The 16,103-nt window shown below is 73.0% G+C and carries 14 protein-coding genes; 4 read left to right on the plus strand and 10 right to left on the minus strand.

Annotated elements, in window-relative coordinates:
* Positions 1 to 129: 129 nt before the first annotated feature.
* From L1885_RS10830 to L1885_RS10845, 4 genes are read right to left on the minus strand one after another with little or no spacing between them, the layout of a single operon-like run.
* Positions 130 to 1,125 carry a substrate-binding domain-containing protein gene (locus L1885_RS10830; RefSeq protein WP_235796835.1) on the minus strand — a complete coding sequence of 332 codons (996 nt, stop codon included), beginning with the start codon at positions 1,123 to 1,125 and terminating at the stop codon, positions 130 to 132.
* Positions 1,126 to 1,131: 6 nt separating this feature from the next.
* Positions 1,132 to 2,154 carry an amidohydrolase family protein gene (locus L1885_RS10835; RefSeq protein WP_235796836.1) on the minus strand — a complete coding sequence of 341 codons (1,023 nt, stop codon included), beginning with the start codon at positions 2,152 to 2,154 and terminating at the stop codon, positions 1,132 to 1,134.
* A 7-nt stretch (positions 2,155 to 2,161) separates the two neighbouring features.
* Positions 2,162 to 2,872: a 4-carboxy-4-hydroxy-2-oxoadipate aldolase/oxaloacetate decarboxylase gene (locus L1885_RS10840; RefSeq protein WP_235796837.1), complete on the minus strand. Its 711-nt coding sequence runs from the start codon at positions 2,870 to 2,872 to the stop codon at positions 2,162 to 2,164.
* The gene (locus tag L1885_RS10845; protein WP_235796838.1) at positions 2,869 to 3,987 is read right to left on the minus strand and encodes a zinc-dependent alcohol dehydrogenase; all 1,119 of its coding nucleotides are present in this window, start codon (positions 3,985 to 3,987) and stop codon (positions 2,869 to 2,871) included. The genes L1885_RS10840 and L1885_RS10845 overlap by 4 nt, the downstream gene beginning before the upstream one ends.
* A gap of 150 nt (positions 3,988 to 4,137) precedes the next feature.
* On the opposite strand from L1885_RS10845, the gene L1885_RS10850 reads away from it, so the two are divergent.
* Together L1885_RS10850 and L1885_RS10855 are read left to right on the plus strand one after the other, a co-directional pair.
* Positions 4,138 to 5,109, plus strand: coding sequence for a substrate-binding domain-containing protein (locus L1885_RS10850; protein ID WP_235796839.1), 972 nt, complete (start codon positions 4,138 to 4,140; stop codon positions 5,107 to 5,109).
* Positions 5,109 to 5,567 carry an RpiB/LacA/LacB family sugar-phosphate isomerase gene (locus tag L1885_RS10855; RefSeq protein ID WP_235796840.1) on the plus strand — a complete coding sequence of 153 codons (459 nt, stop codon included), beginning with the start codon at positions 5,109 to 5,111 and terminating at the stop codon, positions 5,565 to 5,567. Before L1885_RS10850 ends, L1885_RS10855 begins: the two co-directional genes overlap by 1 nt.
* A 56-nt stretch (positions 5,568 to 5,623) precedes the next feature.
* On the opposite strand, the gene L1885_RS10860 is transcribed toward L1885_RS10855, so the two are convergent.
* From L1885_RS10860 to L1885_RS10885, 6 genes are all read right to left on the minus strand, one after another.
* Positions 5,624 to 8,380 carry a SpoIIE family protein phosphatase gene (locus tag L1885_RS10860; RefSeq protein ID WP_372481914.1) on the minus strand — a complete coding sequence of 919 codons (2,757 nt, stop codon included), beginning with the start codon at positions 8,378 to 8,380 and terminating at the stop codon, positions 5,624 to 5,626.
* Between the two features lie 213 nt (positions 8,381 to 8,593).
* Positions 8,594 to 9,493 (minus strand): alpha/beta fold hydrolase, encoded by a 900-nt coding sequence (locus tag L1885_RS10865; protein WP_235796841.1) that lies wholly within the window; start codon positions 9,491 to 9,493, stop codon positions 8,594 to 8,596.
* Between the two features lie 12 nt (positions 9,494 to 9,505).
* Positions 9,506 to 10,342 (minus strand): 3-methyl-2-oxobutanoate hydroxymethyltransferase, encoded by an 837-nt coding sequence (locus L1885_RS10870; protein ID WP_235796842.1) that lies wholly within the window; start codon positions 10,340 to 10,342, stop codon positions 9,506 to 9,508.
* Positions 10,343 to 10,529: 187 nt separating this feature from the next.
* On the minus strand, positions 10,530 to 11,078 hold the full coding sequence (locus L1885_RS10875; RefSeq protein WP_235796843.1) for a 3-methyl-2-oxobutanoate hydroxymethyltransferase: 549 nt from the start codon (positions 11,076 to 11,078) through the stop codon (positions 10,530 to 10,532).
* A 2-nt stretch (positions 11,079 to 11,080) separates the two neighbouring features.
* Entirely contained in the window at positions 11,081 to 12,367 is a 1,287-nt protein-coding gene (locus L1885_RS10880) for an aromatic ring-hydroxylating dioxygenase subunit alpha (RefSeq protein ID WP_235796844.1), read from the minus strand.
* A gap of 72 nt (positions 12,368 to 12,439) precedes the next feature.
* Positions 12,440 to 12,754, minus strand: coding sequence for a 2Fe-2S iron-sulfur cluster-binding protein (locus L1885_RS10885; protein WP_235796845.1), 315 nt, complete (start codon positions 12,752 to 12,754; stop codon positions 12,440 to 12,442).
* Between the two features lie 364 nt (positions 12,755 to 13,118).
* On the opposite strand from L1885_RS10885, the gene L1885_RS10890 reads away from it, so the two are divergent.
* The gene (locus tag L1885_RS10890) at positions 13,119 to 14,234 is read left to right on the plus strand and encodes a cupin domain-containing protein (protein WP_235796846.1); all 1,116 of its coding nucleotides are present in this window, start codon (positions 13,119 to 13,121) and stop codon (positions 14,232 to 14,234) included.
* Positions 14,235 to 14,369: 135 nt separating this feature from the next.
* Entirely contained in the window at positions 14,370 to 16,016 is a 1,647-nt protein-coding gene (locus tag L1885_RS10895) for an ethanolamine ammonia-lyase reactivating factor EutA (protein ID WP_235796847.1), read from the plus strand.
* Positions 16,017 to 16,103 lie beyond the last annotated feature (87 nt).

Genomic DNA, 16,103 nt, shown 5'->3' on the forward strand with positions numbered 1-16,103 from the left:
GGCCGCACCGCGCGTACGGGCGCCGGCCCGGGGTTTCCCGGTCCGGCGCCCGTACGTCGGACGCACACGCCGCGCGCCGTGCCGCGCCCACCGCGGCCGGAGGGCCGCTGGGGCGCGGAGCGCCGCGCCTCAGATGACGGCCGACTCCAGTGCCTCCGGGGCGAACAGCTCCTCCGGTGTGCGCAGCCGGTCGGACAGCCCCTGCTCGTGGTGGTAGCGCAGGAACGTCGACAGCGTCCGGTGGTTGGCCTCACCCAGCCCGTAGGGCCAGTAGTCCTCGCCGAGCAGGGCGCGCACCTCCTCCAGCTGCGGGGTCAGCCAGGGCAGGCTGAAGCGCAGGGCCGAGGTGTCGTACATGTTCGCGTACGCCTGCTGCTTGGCCTCCAGCGCCGCCTTGTACAGCGACTGCGCGACCCAGGGGTGCCGCTCGTAGACGTCCCGGCGCACCACCAGCACGTGCATGATCGGGAAGATGCCGGTGTCCGCGTAGTAGGCCTTCTCCGCGCCGATGACGTCGGGGAAGATCCGCCTGACCCGGGGGTCGCCCTTCGCGAACGGCGAGGGCACACGGGGTGTGACGAGCGCGTCGATCTCGCCCTCGGCCAGCATCTCGGACAGCGTGCGGTCGGTGGGGATCGCACTGATCTTGACCGAGTCGCCGAGGTCGACCTTCGCCTTCTCGATCCGCCCCGGCGTCTCCTGGCCGCCGGTGCGGTGCTCGTACGCGTCGAAGGGGACGCCGTGCCGCTCGCCGACGATGCCGCGCATCCACACGCACGCCGTGAGCTGGAACTCGGGCGTGCCGACGACCTTGCCGCGCAGGTCCTCGGGCGACTCGATGCCCGCGTCCGCGTTCGCGTACCACGAGCTGTGCCGGAACATCCGCGACGTGTACACCGGCAGGGCCACGAACGGCGAGGGGTCCTGCCGCAGCGACACCACGTAGGACGACAGGGAGAGTTCGGCGACCTCGAACTCCTGGTGGCGCATCATCCGGAAGAAAGTCTCCTCCACCGGGAGCCGCAGGTACGTCAGGTCGATGCCGTCGGGCCTGATGGTGTCCTCGTACAGCGCGCGCGTACGGTCGTAGTCGCCGCACGCCATGGTGAGCCTCAGTCGGGGCATGTCCGCCTACCTGCCTTCCGCAGTGAGCTTCGCGTCGAGCCGGGGGTAGACGCGCCGCGCGTTGTCCTCGTAGATCGCCCGCAGCCGTTCGGGCGCCAGCCCGGCCGCGTCCACGTACCGCTTCGTGTCGTCCCACGCGACGCCGGTCTCGGGGTCGATGCCCCGCACGGCGCCCAGCATCTCGGAGGCGAACAGGACGTTCCCGCCCGGCACCACCTTCGTCAGCAGGTCCACGCCGGGCTGGTGGTACACGCAGGTGTCGAAGAAGACGTTGTCCATCAGGTGCACCGACGGGTCGGGCCGGCCGGTGCGCATCGCGAGCCCCCGGTAGCGGCCCCAGTGGTACGGGACGGCCCCGCCGCCGTGCGGGATCACGAACCGCAGGCCGGGGAAGCGGTCGAACAGGTCGGCCTGGACGAGCTGCATGAACACCGACGTGTCGGCGTTGAGGTAGTGGGCGCCGAGCGTGTGGAACGCCGGGTTGCACGAGCTCGACACGTGCACCATGGCGGGCACGTCCAGCTCCACCAGGACCTCGTACAGGGGGAACCAGTACGGGTCGGTCAGCGGCGGCGAGGTCCAGTGGCCGCCCGAGGGGTCGGGGTTGAGGTTGCAGCCGACGAAGCCCAACTGCTCGACGCAACGGCGGAGTTCGGCGACCACCCCGTCGAGGGGAGCGTTCGCGGTCTGCGGCAGCTGGCAGACGGCCGCGAAGTGCTGCGGGAAGAGCCCCGCGACGCGGTGCACCAGGTCGTTGCTCGCCTCGGCCCAGGCGCGGGCCGTCGCCGGGTCGGTGACGTGGTGCTCCATGCCGGAGGCCTTCGGCGAGAACAGCATCAGGTCGCCGCCGCGCTCCCTGAGCACCTTCAGCTGGTGGTTCTCGACGGACGCGCGGAGCTCGTCGTCGCCGATCGGCGCGAGGCGCGGCACCGGCAGCGACGGGTCGTCGAGGCGCGCCAACTGGGCGTCGCGGAAGGCCTGGAGCTGCGGCGGGGCGGTCGTGTAGTGGCCGTGGATGTCGATGATCACCGGGGCCTCACCGCCCGGCCGGAGGCAGGCCGGCCCCGTCGTGATCGGTGTACGTGAGGCCCTTCGCGGCCAGCCGCTCGCGCATGCCGTTGACGTCCAGGCCGAGTTCGCCGCGTGCGTAGCGCTCGCGGGAGCGGGCCTCCTTGTCCTCGCGCGCCCGGGAGGCCGCCGCGACGTCGGCCGCGGCCAGGCGCGGCACCACCACGACGCCGTCGTCGTCCGCGACGACCACGTCGCCGGGGTGGACGATCTGGCCCGCGCAGGCCAGTGGCACGCCCACGTCGCCCAGCGTCTCCTTGACGGTGCCGAAGGCGCACACGTGCCGCGACCACACCGGGAACCCCATCGCGGTCAGTTCGGCGACGTCCCGGCATCCCGCGTCGATGACCAGGCCGCGCACCCCGCGCGCCGCGAGGGACGTGGCGAGCAGTTCGCCGAAGTACCCGGCGTCCGACGGCGAGGTGGGGGAGACCACCAGGATGTCGCCGGGCCTGCACTGCTCGACGGCGACGTGCAGCATCCAGTTGTCCGCCGGCGGCACGCTGACGGTCACCGCGGAGCCCGCGATGTGCGCGCCGGCGTAGATCGGCCGCAGCGCGGGGGAGAGGAGGCCGGTGCGCCCCTGGGCCTCGTGCACGGTGGCCACCCCGAAGCGGGCGAGGGCGTCGACCGCGGCGGCGTCGGCACGGGGCGTGCCGCGTACGACCAGGCCGCTCATGCCGCCTCCGCCCAGGGCAGCAGGGAGACGTGCACCGCGTCCTCGCCGCTCTCGCCGCCGACCGTGCGGATGGCGCGGTCGGTCTCGGCGAGCGGGAAGGTGTGGGTCGCCAGCCTCTCCAGCGGGAAACGGCCCGACGCGAGTTGTTCCAGGGCGAGTTCGCAGGCGCGGTAGGAGTGGCCGCGCGCGCTCTTCATGGCGATGGACTTCTCGGTGAGCTTCTTCAGCGGGAAGTCGGGGAAGGCCGCCACCTCGCCCTGGACGACCATGGTGCCCTCGCGGCGCTTGAGGGCGTCGATGCCGAGCAGTACGGGGGCCGTGCCCGCGCCGGCCGTGCAGTCGAGGACGACGTCCACGCCGCGCCCGCCGGTGAGTTCGAGGACCCGCGCCAGCGCGTCCTCCTTCGTGACGTCGATGACGGCGTCCGCCCCCAGTTCGCGGGCCATCGCCAGCCGGGCGGCGTCCTTCGTGGTGCCGGTCATGATGATGAGCGAGGCGCCGGCCTGCTTGCAGGCGACGACCTGGGACAGGCCCTGCTGGCCGGGGCCCTGGATGAGGACGGTGGAGGCGTACCCCACGCCCGCGGTGACCAGCGCCCACTCGATGCCGTTCGACAACGGGGTGACCAGACCGGCCAGTTCGGCGGACACACCGTCCGGCACCCGGTGCGTGACGGAGTTCCACGGCAGATAGAGGTACTGGGAGAACCCGCCCCACAGGTGGCCCGGGTTGTTCGCCGACGTGTAGCCGTAGCGCCTGGCGTCGGGGTTGGTGCGCCAGTCGGTGGCCTCGCAGTGGCGGTACTCGCCCGCGTGGCACCAGGCGCAGCGCATGCAGCCCACGTAGTGCTCGACGAAGATGCGGTCGCCCTCGACGAGGCCCTTGCGCTCGGAGAACTCGCGGCCCGCCTTGGCGATCACACCGACGTTCTCGTGCCCCATGATGACCGGGTCGGCGAACGGCGGCTTCCCGTACATCTTGACGTCGGTGCCGCAGATGCCGGCGACCTCGACCTTCAACAGGGCGCCGTCCGCCGGGACGTCCGGCATCGGGAACTCGCGCAGCTCTGTCGTGCCGGGACCTGTCCTGACCGCCGCCAACACCTGCTCTGCCATGACCTCTCCTCACCCGCGGGGGATGTGCTCCGGGCTGCTTCGCGATGGTTCGTGTGCGGCACACACTCTATGGCCTGATGGACTGACCATGCTACCTTTCGAAGGTCCGGGGATCACTGGATCCGTGCGCGAGAGAATCGAGCAGCAGACATGGCAGACACGGCTCGGCCCGGCGACCGCCGCCTCCTCGCGGTGACCCGCACGCAGGGTGACAACGAGGCGCTGAAGACGGGGGAGGTGAAGCCGGCCGGCTGGTCCTTCGCCTTCGAGGAGGTGCCCGTCCTCGTGCACGCCTTCCGCCGGATGGTGCGCGGCCTGGAGTTCGACGTCAGCGAGATGGCCCTCACCACCTACCTGGTGGCCAAGGAGCACGGCGCGCGCTTCACCGCCGTCCCCGCCTTCCTGGTGCGGGGCTTCCACCACGGCGCGATCCACCACAACCCCGCCAGGTGGCCCGGGATCAGGAACCCCAAGGACCTGGAGGGCCACCGGGTCGGTGTCAGCCGCGGCTACACCGTCACCACGGGTGTCTGGGCCCGCGCCGTCCTCCAGGAGGAGTACGGCGTCGACCTGTCGACCATCACGTGGGTGCTCTCCGGCGACGAGCACGTCGAGTCCTACGAGCCGCCGGCCAACGTCGAGCGGATGCCCGCCGGCGCCACCCTCGAAGGGATGCTGGAGGACGGCGAGTTGGCGGCGTGCATCGGCGCGGGCGCGGACGTGCCCGGCGTCGTCCCGCTGATCCCCGACGCGGAGAGCGCCGGCTGTGCCGCGTTGCAGACCCGGGGGTTCTACCCCATCAACCACCTCGTGGTGGTGAAGGACGAACTCCTGCGGGAGCGGCCCGAACTGGGCGCCGAGGTCTTCGACGCGTTCGCCCGCGCCAAGCGGCTGTACGTCGACCGGCTGCGCGCCGGGGCGATCGAGAACCCGACCGCCACCGACCGCATGTACGCCCGCGTCATGGAGACCACCGGCGAGGACCCCCTGCCGTACGGCATCGCACCCAACCGCGCGGTGCTGGAGACGCTCATGCGCCACGCGGTCGACCAGCGCATCCTGCGCCGGCCCGCCGCCCTGGAGGACCTCTTCGCCAAGAGCACGCTGGAGCTGACCGGCTGATGCGCGTCGCGATCGCCGCCGACCACAACGGCACCGCCCTGCGCGCCGACCTCGTGCGATGGCTCGCCGCCGAGGGGTACGAGGTCGACGACCGCGGCGGCGCGAGCGGGCCCGACGCCGCCGTCGACTACCCCGCGCTGTGCGCGGACGTCTGCGCCGAGGTGGTGGCGGGCCGCGCCGAAAGGGGCATCGTCCTCGGCGGCAGCGGCCTCGGCGAGACGGTGGCCTGCAACAAGATCCGCGGGATCAGGGCCGGACTCTGCCACGACGAGTGGAGCGCGGGCATCTCGCGCGGCAACAACGACGCCAACGTGCTGGTCCTCTCGGCGAAGACGCTGCCCGCCGACGCGGCGCGCCGGGTCGCCGCGACCTGGCTCACCACCGCCTTCAAGGGCGGCGTCCACGCGCGCAGGCTCGCGCAGATCGAGATCCTGGAGCGCGGGGGAGAGCTGGGCTGAGCGACGGCGCGGGGCCGGTGGCGCTCCCGCCGGGCCCTGTCAGCGCACCGGAGCGGTCAGGCCGGGTGCGCGACGTTCTCGCCCGAGTCCTCCCGCGGCGGGGTGTAGCCGGACGGGAGCTGCTGCTCCGACCAGATGATCTTGCCGTTCTCCGTGTAGCGCGTCCCCCACCTCTCCGAGAGCTGCGCGACCAGGAACAGGCCCCGCCCGCCCTCGTCCGTGGGCGTCGCGTGGCCGAGGTGCGGCGCGGTGCCGCTGCCGTCCCAGACCTCGCAGATCAGCCGCTGGTCGAGCAGCAGCCGCACGCTGATCGGTCCCGTCGCGTAGCGGATGGCGTTCGTGACCATCTCGCTCAGGATCAGCTCGGTCGTGAATCCCGCCGACCCGAGGCCCCACTGCGCCAGCCGGCCGGCCGCGCGGGCCCGCACCTCCGCCACGGCCGCCGGGTCCCGCGGGACGTCCCAGCGCGCCACCCGGTCGCGCGGCAGCGCCCGGGTCCGCGCCACGAGCAGCGCGGTGTCGTCCGTGGCCCGCCCGCCCAGCAGCTCGTCGAGGACCGCGGTGCACACGTCCTCGGGCTCGCCCCGCGTGCGGGCCAGCACGCCCGCCAGGTCCGCGAGGCCCTCGTCGATGTCCCGCCCGCGCTCCTCCACCAGTCCGTCCGTGTAGAGCACCAGCTCGCTGCCCTCGGGCACGACCACCTCCGCCGTCTCGAACGGCAGCCCGCCCACGCCCAGCGGCGGGCCCGCGGGCAGGTCGAGGAAGCGCACGCTGCCGTCCGGGGCGACCAGCGCCGGCGGCAGATGCCCGGCCCGCGCCATCGTGCAGCGCCGCTCCACGGGGTCGTAGACGGCGTACAGGCAGGTCGCGCCGATGATCCCCTGGCCGGCTTCCGCGGTGCTCTCCCGGTCGATGCGGTCCGCCAGCTCGTCCATGTGCGTGAGCAGCTCGTCCGGCGGCAGATCGAGGGCGGCGAAGACGTGCACGGCCGTACGCAGCCGTCCCATGGTCACCGCCGCCTGCACGCCCTGGCCGACCACGTCGCCCACCACCAGCGCGACCCGCGCGCCCGGCAGCGGGATCACGTCGAACCAGTCGCCGCCGACGCTCTTCTGCGCGGGCAGGTAGCGGTAGGCGACGTCCAGCGCGTTCTGCTCCGGCAGCCCGCTCGGCAGCAGGCTGCGCTGGAGCGCCACGGCCATCCCGTGCTCGCGCGTGTAGCGGCGGGCGTTGTCGATGCACACGGCCGCGCGGGCCGCCAGCTCCTCGGCCAGCGCGAGGTCCTCCTGCTCGAAGGCGCCCGTGTCGGCCGTCCGCCAGAAGTTCGCCACGCCCAGCACGGCGTTCCGGGTGCACAGCGGCACCGAGATCATCGACCTGATGCCGTAGTTCACCACCAAGAGCGCGCGCTGCGGGTCCTGCGCCTGCCAGCTGCGCGCCTCCCGCAGGTCCGGCACGAGCACGGCGCGCCCGCTGCGCAGCCCCCGCACCTGCGGCGAGTCCTCCGCGAGCAGGAGCCGGGCGCCGGGCCTGAACAGCGGATGGCTCTCCCCGACGCCGACGAGCGCGGCCCGGCGGAAGCGGTGTTCCGCACTCTCGCCGGGCTCGTCCCCGCGCAGCACGGGGGCGACCAGGTCCACCGTCGCGAAGTCGGCGAACTGCGGGACGACGACCTCGGCCAGCTCCTCGGCCGTCCTGCGCACGTCGAGCGTGGTGCCGATGCCGAGACCCGCGTCGTACAGCAGCGACAGGCGGTTGCTCGCGGACTCCGCGCGGCCCGACAGCGCCCGCAGCTCCGTCGAGTCGCGCAGTGTCGCGACGCTGCCCGGCGGGCCGCCGTCCTCGCCGGTGCGGCGCTGGTTGACGCCGAGGACACGCCCGCCGACGAGGTGGACCTCGTCGCTCGCGTCCCGGTTCGAGACCAGCAGCTCCGCCACCGGCGGCGGCAGGCCCAGCTCCCGCACCGGCCTGCCCCGTGCGTCCGGGGGCAGGTCCAGCAGCCGGTGCGCCTCGTCGTTCGCGAGCAGCAGCACGCCGTCGCCGTCCACGATGAGCACGCCCTCCCGTGCGGCGTGCAGGACCGCGTCGTGGTGCTCGTACAGCCGGGTGATCTCCGCCGGCCCGAGGCCGTGGGTCTGGCGCAGGAGTCTCCTGGAGACCAGCGCGGCGCCCGCCGTGATGACCGCGATGGACACGGCCGCGCCGCCCAGCAGCACCGGCAGCTGGCGGGCGACCGCGTCGCTGACACTGCTCATCCGCACGGCGGCGCCGACGGCGCCGACGACCCTGCCGTCGGTGTCGCGCACGGGCACGAACGCCCGGTACTGCGGACTGAAGGAACCCATGGTCTGGGACACCGCCGTGTGCCCGGCCAGGAGCGGAGCCATGTCCTGGTTGCTGCGGCGCCCGATCAGGCTGGGAATGGCCGACGTCAGACGCACCCCGTCGCGGTCGACGACCGTCACGAAGTCGACGTCGGCCCCCGCCATGGCGGCGCGGGCCTGCGGCTGCAACACCTCGGAGGCCCCCGGCCCGGTGATGGCGGCGGCGGTGCCGGGCGCGTTGGCGAAGCCCTGGGCGACGGCGAGCGCACGCTGCGTGGCGGCCTGCTTGTTCTCGTGCTGCACGGTGAAGGCGAGCAGCAGGCCCGCCCCCACCGCGATCAGGACGACCACTACGAGCTGGACCAGGAACATCTGGCCGACGACGCTGCGCAGGCTCCGCAGCGACCTGAGGCTGACCCGCTCGTCCGCCGGCGGTCCCCCTGCGGACCGGTCCGGGCGGGCAGAACCGCGGTGGCGAAGTCGGGCCATATGTCATTTTTACCCACCCTGAACGGGGTCGCCGCGCGGCGGCCCCGGGGTGCGCCGGACACGGCGCCGGGCCGGAGCCTGCCGGGCGGTGCCCGAAGGCCCCGCAGGCGCTCCCGCGGCCCCGACGGGGACCGGCCCGGCCGCACGGCCCCGGCCCGGGCCCGCCAGGTGCTGCTCCGCAGGCCGCCGGGCGCGCGAGGCGCTCCGCCCGGTTCAGTGCCGTGCGAGGAACCGAAGGATCCGCGCCGGGGCCGTCTCCTCCGTCTGCTCGGCCACCGGGACGTCCCAGTACTCGGGGGAGGGCAGGCACTCCTGGAGGTAGCGGGCGGCGGAGGGCGCGTGCGAGGCGTCCTGGCCCGGCACGATCAACGCCGGCACGTCCAGCGTCAGCAGGTCCTCGGGCTCGGGGCCGGGCACCGTGTCCCGGTCGAAGAGGTGGCGCACCAGACCCGCGACGGTGGTCGCGTACCGCTCGGGGTCGAGGCCCGCGTACCGCTCGGCGAACGCCTCGTCCGTGCGCAGCACCGACACCCAGGGGCCGACGCGCGGGTCGGCCGTGAACCCGGCCGACGAGCCGCGCGCCAGGGCGGCCACCGCGCCGAGGCCCTCCGTGCGCGCGTACGCGAGGTGCTCCTGGAACCGGGCGTGCTGCTTCATCCGGTACCGCACGCCGCCGGCCGGCGAGTACAGCACCATGCTCCGGACGCGATCGGGGTGCGCCGCACCGAACGCGGCGACCGTCGAGCAGCCGACGCAGCCGCCCATCAGGTGCGCCCGGTCGATGCCGAGGTGGTCGAGGAGGCCGACGCCCTGGGCCACGTAGTGCGCCCAGGAGATCCGCTCGACGCGGCCCCCGGACTGCCCGGACTCCCGGCGGTCGAAGGTGACGCAGGTGTACGAGCGGGAGAGGTGGTCGAGCAGGTTCAGCCGCTTGTAGACGCCGACGGTGCGCCAGCTCTCCAGCGTCGAGTCGAAGCCGCCCGGCGAGAACATCAGCAGGGCGGGCCCCTCGCCGGTCACCCGGTAGCGCGTGCGCAGACCGGCGATCTCGGCGGTGCCCGTCGTCCCCGCGCCGCCGGGCGCGGACGCGGCCTTGGTGTCGGTGGTGGCCATCGGCCGTTCCTCTCAGTTGCCGGCGGGGGGCACCGGGATGCCTCCCGCCACCTGCCGCGCCGCCCTGACGTCGGAGGCGTACGCGCTGATCGCGTCGAGGCTGGTCCGCGCGACGTTCGCGTACGTGTCCGGCGGGTCGTCGATCGCGGACGCCGCGTAGCCGATCGCCGCGTGCGCCATCCGCATGCGGCCGTCGAGCCAGGGCCCGCCGCCGAAGCCGCCGACGACCGGCACGGACACCGCCGCGGCGACGGCCGCACCCACGACGGGGCCGGAGTTGGTGAAGTTCAGCAGCACTGCCCCCGCGTCCTCAAGACGCTTGGCCTCCGCGACCATGGCGTCCTTCATCTCCACGGGCACGGCGTCGTCGGCCGAGGGGATCGCCTTGTACTCGACCCCGTAGCGCAGGGCGGTCTGCGGGGTGATGCCGAACTGCGCGAAGACCGGGATGCCGGCGCGGGTGATCTCGGTGACCGCCTCGGGGAAGTCCGACGCGGCGTCGACCTTGACCATGTCGACGCCCGCCTCCTTCACGAACCGGATCGCGGCGCGCACCGCGCCGGCGGTGCCCTCCTGGAGCGGGCCGAAGGGGAAGTCCACGCTCACGAGGGCGCGGCCGACGCCGCGTCGCACCGCCTGCGCCACGGTCACCATCTGGTCCATGGTGATCTCGAAGGGATTGGCGTGGCCCCACAGGTTCACGCCGACGGTGTCGCCCACCGACACGATCTCCACGCCCGCGCGATCCACGATCCGTGCCATCTGGTAGTCCCAGGCGACGACGCCGACGATCTTGCGGCCCTCGTCCTTCATACGCTGGAGCGTGCCGGTCGTGACCTTCTCGGCCATGGCGCCGCACCGCCTTTCCGTCTCGTCGCCGGCAGCGGGTGCCGGCCCGCCCGCCGCCCGTGGCGACGCGCCGTCATGTCTGAAGAAGTACGCCCCCGCCGGGGGGCCGCGGCCGGCCGGGGAGCACCCGGCCGCCGCGGGCGGGCGCCGCACCGCACGCACGGCCGGTACGGACCCACCCGGGCGCTCACACCCGCAGGGCCGTGAGCAGCTCGAACACGTCGTTCTCGTCCGCCGAGGGCAGCAGCACCCGGGCGTACGGGCGCAGCGCCGCCACCGCGTCCTGCGCCTCGAAGTCGATGCCGAGCACGAGGCCCGCCGTCGTGATGCCGCGCTCCCGGCAGATCCTGCCGATGGCCTCGGCGTACGCGCGGCCGGAGTCCTCCGTCGCGAGCACCACCACCACGTCCGTGCCGCTCAGCACCTGCCCCAGCGGGGCCGGCACCCCGTCCAGCCTGCGCAGCAGCGGGTCGTGCGGATCGCCGCCCTCGCACGCGTAGAACCGGGCGTGCGCCCACTGCCGCCCCGCGACATGGCGGGCGACCGCGACCGCCCGCTCGTCGAGCGCGACGACGCGCGCCGCGCGGGCCGGCGCGATCGGCCGGTCGATGCGGAAGCGCGACTCGTACGCCGAGGTCGCCCGCGCGCACTCGCTGAGGCCGCCGGCGGCGAGCGCCCGGGCCTCGTCCGCGTGCGCCTGCGCGTCCGGCGTCTGTGTCCTGGTCGCCTGAGCCATGGTCACACCGTGGTCTGGCGGACGCCGGGCTGGACCGTCACCGCGTCCCGGCAGGCGTCGAGGAACGACTCGGCCTGCGGCAGCACGATGGCCGCCGAACGCACCTTGTGGTGCTCGGGATCGACCCCGGGGGGCGTGACGCCCTCGTCGCGCAGCGCCAGCGCGGCCTTCCGCAGCTTCTGGCGGGCCTTGATGATGCCGCTGTCGGCGGGGACGAGGCGTTCCTTCGTCCGGTCCACGACCGGGCCCATCGACTCCTGGAGCGACGCGTCCTGCATGGCGATGCCGGCGACCCCGGAGTACGTCTCGCCGCGCTTTTGCGCCTCGCGGTCGATGAGGTAGTCGTTGTCCATGTTGGCCGCGGGGCGGTAGGTGCCGGGGATGTTCTTGCTGTGCACCCCGTACCCGTCGACCATCGCCTGCCGCTCGGTGTCCGTCAGCGCGCGGACCGGGTGGTAGTCGAAGGAGTAGGCCCAGCAGTTCTCGTCGTCGATCGGCACCCAGAAGTGGCCGTGCACCGGGTGGTCGCCGCGCGGCGGGACCATGGTGAAGTTGGGCATCACCCAGGGCGTGATGCGCCAGTAGTACTTGCCGTCCTCGGCGTTGCGGCGCGCTCCCACGAACAGGCCGCCCTCGGTGTCCGCGACCTCGAAGAACGGCTTGGTGTCGTTCTGGTTGTACTCGTTGCCCTTGGCGCCCTTGAACAGCGGGTCGGTCTTCAGGCCGCCGGAGTGCAGGAACGTGACGTGGCTGGAGTCGATGCCGCCCTCGAAGGCCTGCAGCCAGTTGCACTGCTGCCAGCGCTTCGAGGTGTACGTCTGCTCCGCCGGCACGTGGGCGAACTCGAACTCGGGCAGCGGCGGCTTCTTCGCCGGGTCGCCCATGTACGTCCACAGCACGTCGCCGATCTTGACCAGCGGGTACGCCGTGAGCTTCACGTTCTCGCAGAAGCTGGAGTTGTCGGCCTCGGAGGGCACCTCGATGCACTGGCCGGTGACGTCGTACTTCCAGCCGTGGTACGGGCAGCGCAGCCCGGAGCCCTCGTTGCGGCCGAACCACAGCGAGGCGCCGCGGTGCGCGCAGAACTCGTCCATCAGGCCGTAGCGGCCCTGGCTGTCCCGGAAGGCGACCATGCGCTCGGACAGGAGCTTCACGCGCACCGGGGGGCAGTCGTCCTCCGGCAGTTCCTCGGCGAGCATCGCCGGCATCCAGTACTGCCGGAACAGGTCGCCCATCGGCGTGCCCGGGCCGGTCTGCGTGAGGAGCTCGTTGATGTCTTTTCTAAGCACGGCCGTTTCCCTTTCACGTGGTGGCCCGTCACCGGGGTGACGGCAACCCTGCGTTGACGCGCGGCGCAGCGGTCAGGGCTGCTCCGGGGGGATCTCGACGGTCAGTCCGTCGAGGTCCTCCGTGACACGGATCTGGCAGGAGAGGCGGCTCGTGTCGCGCCGCTCGGACACCGCCATGTCGAGCAGGTCCTCCTCCATGTCCCCGGGGCCCCCGACCCGTTGGGCGAAGTCCTCGCCCACGTAGACATGGCAGGTCGCGCAGGAGACGTTCCCACCGCATTCCGCGACGATCCCGGGGACTCCGTTCTTGACCGCCGCTGCCATGACGGATTCACCGACCGATGCGTCGACCGTGTACGCACGGCCGGTGCTGTCGGTGTAGGTCACTTTGGACAAGATCCCTCGTGTCCTCTCACTCGAACGTCCCCGAAGTGGCGGGACGCGCGGCTCCCGTCGAGCAGGGGCCGTTGGTATGTCCATTAGACCAGACCCTCCGCGGGGCGCACAAGCGCTTGTCGGCGGCGCTGTGAGCGAGCGCCGGCGGCGGTGCGACGCAGGGGCGCCGATGCTCCGCAGGGGCCGTTGACATGCCGAAAACCCTGGCCTTAGGGTCCTACCAATGCGCCGCCATGGCACTCCCCGGCCGGTGAAAGGTCCGGGAAGGTGCGAAGGAGAGGTCCGACGAGACCGTCCCGCGGCGCTCCGGCCCCCTCGTGCGGGGTCCGGGTACGACGACCAGGGAGGGCCCCGCATGGCCAAGGACGCGATCGTCAACGACAGCCTGGCGGCCAAGTTCGCCACCGAGAAGGACTCCCCCTACACCCGCTGGGTCGCGGACGAGGGCCTCGACATCATCGCCGCGCACTACGTGCCCGACCTGCGGACCGTAGAGCTCAAGCCCTGGGAGAGCAGGGGCGGCCGGGGCGTGTTCATCAACCACGAGGCCACCCGCACGTCCAACGACTGCTACGTGTGCGAGATTCCGGCCGGCGGCAGGCTCGCCCCGCGCCGCCAGCTCTTCGAGGAGATGATCCTGGTCCTCGACGGGCAGGGCTCCACGAAGGTGTGGAACGACCAGGGCGCCGAGGTGACCTTCGAGTGGGGGCCCGGCTCGCTGTTCGCGATCCCCCTCAACGCCCACCACCAGCACTTCAACGGCTCGGGCCGCACCGCGGCCCGCTTCGTCTCCTCGACGAACATGCCGCCCATCATCAACCTCTACGACGACGCGGGCTTCGTCTTCGGCACGGAGAAGGACTTCCCGAACCGCTTCGACGGCGAGCCCGACTACTTCTCGCCCAAGGGCGAGCAGAAGGGCCTCCTCCTCGACACCAACTTCGTCGCGGACGCGGTGAACCTGCCGCTGATCGAGGCCAAGGAGCGCGGCGCCGGCGGCGGCCACATCCGCTTCAACATGGCCCGCGGCTCCATGAACAGCCACATCTCGCAGTTCCCCGTCGGCACGTACAAGAAGGGCCACCGCCACGGCCCCGGCGCGCACGTCATCATCCTCTCCGGCACCGGCTACAGCCTGATGTGGCCGGAGGGCGAGGAGCCCCGCCGCTACGAGTGGGGCCCCGGCAGCCTGATCGTGCCGCCCAACATGTGGTTCCACCAGCACTTCAACACTGGTGAGGAGCCGGGGCGCTACCTCGCCTTCAAGCACGAGGTCGTCTCCGTGCGCAACGCCCAGGGCGTGCCGAAGGCGTGGATCAGCATGCGCATCGGCGGCGACCAGATCGACTACGCGGACGAGTCGCAGGTCGTGCGCGACATGTTCCGCGAGGAACTCGCCAAGGTCGGCATGAAGCCGCAGATGGACGAGGTCTACGAGGCCGAACTGCCGGGGCTGCCGCCCAAGCCGTGAGCCGTCCGGAGCAGGCGGCCGCCGCACCCCGCCGGGGCCGCGGCCGCCCTCCGCGCCACCGCCACGACCGCCAGGACCCCGTGCGGCCCGCCTGACCACCCGGCGGGCCGCACGGCGCGTGAGGAGTACGCCGACGTGCAGACCGACGAACACGAGCACCGCCACGAACACGCCCACCGCCACGACCACGGCGGTGCGCACGACCACGGCCACGGCGGCGACGCGGAGGCGGCCGTCTACTCCGCCGCGCACACTCCGGGCGCGGACCACGACCACGACCACGCTCCGCTCGGGCCGCTGGAGGAGAACCCGATCTGGCAGCAGGACAACGTCACCCTGCACAGCGTCGGCATGGACATCGGCTCGTCCGGCACCCAGGTCGTCTTCTCCGAACTGCGCCTGCGCCGCATCAGCGAGGAGCTGACGAGCCGGTACATCGTGGTGCGCCGGGAGACCACCTACCGCTCGCCGGTCGAGCTGACCCCCTACGCGAGCGCCGAGCACATCGACGCAGAGGCGCTCGGCTCCATCATCGACCGCGCCTACAACGCGGCCCGCGTGCACCCCGACGCCGTGGACACCGGCGTCGTCATCCTCACCGGCGAGGCGCTGCGGCGGCGCAACGCCGAGGCCATCGCGGGGGTGCTCGCCGAGCGCGGCGGCGAACTCGTGACCGCGACGGCGGGCCACCACATGGAGGCCATGCTCGCGGCCTACGGGTCCGGCGCCGCGCAGGCGTCGTACGACAGCGGGCGGCGCATCCTCAACGTGGACATCGGCGGCGGCACCACGAAGCTCGCGCTCGTCGAGGCCGGCCGCGTGCTGCGCACCGCCGCCGTGCACATCGGCGGCCGCCTCCAGGTCACGGACGCCTCGGGCCGCATCGTGCGGCTCGATCCTGCGGGCCGCGCCCACGCCGAGCGCGCCGGCTACGACTGGCGAGCGGGCGGCACGGCCGCGCCTGAGGAGATCGAGAAGGTCGCCGAGACCATGGCGGACGCGCTGATCTCGGCCCTCACCGCCGATCCGCCGCCCGCCGACGTGGCGGGCCTGTACCTCACCGAACCGCTGGGCCCGCTCGGCCGGATCGACGGCCTCATGGTCTCCGGAGGCGTCGCGGAGTACGTCTACGAGCGCGAGGAGCGCCGCTTCGGCGACCTCGGCATGCCGCTCGGCCACGCCCTGCGCCGGCGGCTCGACGCCGGTGCGCTGCCGTACCCGCTGCTGCCGGCGGGCGAGTGCATCCGCGCGACCGCGCTCGGCGCGAGCGAGTACAGCGTCCAGCTCAGCGGCAACACCGGGTACATCACCTCGCCGGAGGCCCTGCTGCCGCGCCGCAACCTGCAGGTCGTCAAGCCGCTGTACGACCTCGGCCCGCTCGACGAGAGCGTCGACGCGGCCGCGGTCGCCGCGGCCGTCCGGGGCCGGCTGACCGCGCTCGACGCCTCGCCCGACGCGGACGTCGCGCTGGCCATGGGGTGGCAGGGCCTGCCGAGCTACGAGCGGGTGGTGGCGCTCGCCGAGGGCATCCGCGACGGCCTCGCCGAACGCACCGCGCTGGGACGGCCCGTGTACGTGATGCTGGACGGCGACGTCGCGATGACGCTCGGGCGCCTCCTGCGCGACGAACTCGACGTGCCGGGGGAGATCCTGGTGATCGACGGCGTGGCCCTGCGGGACTTCGACTACATCGACATCGGCCGGCTCCGCTTCCCCTCGAACACGGTGCCCGTGACCATCAAGTCCCTTGTCTTCAGCGAGGATCCGCGGACCTCGCCCTGAGCGGTGCCCGGGCCGCGGGCGCGCCGGCACCGCGCCCGCGGCCCCGGCGGAGCGACGCGGGCGAGGAGGCGGGGGACCCACGCGGAC

It is taken from the genome of Streptomyces fuscigenes, assembly GCF_021556455.1.
In the GTDB taxonomy this organism is placed as follows: Bacteria; Actinomycetota; Actinomycetes; order Streptomycetales; family Streptomycetaceae; genus Streptomyces; species Streptomyces fuscigenes.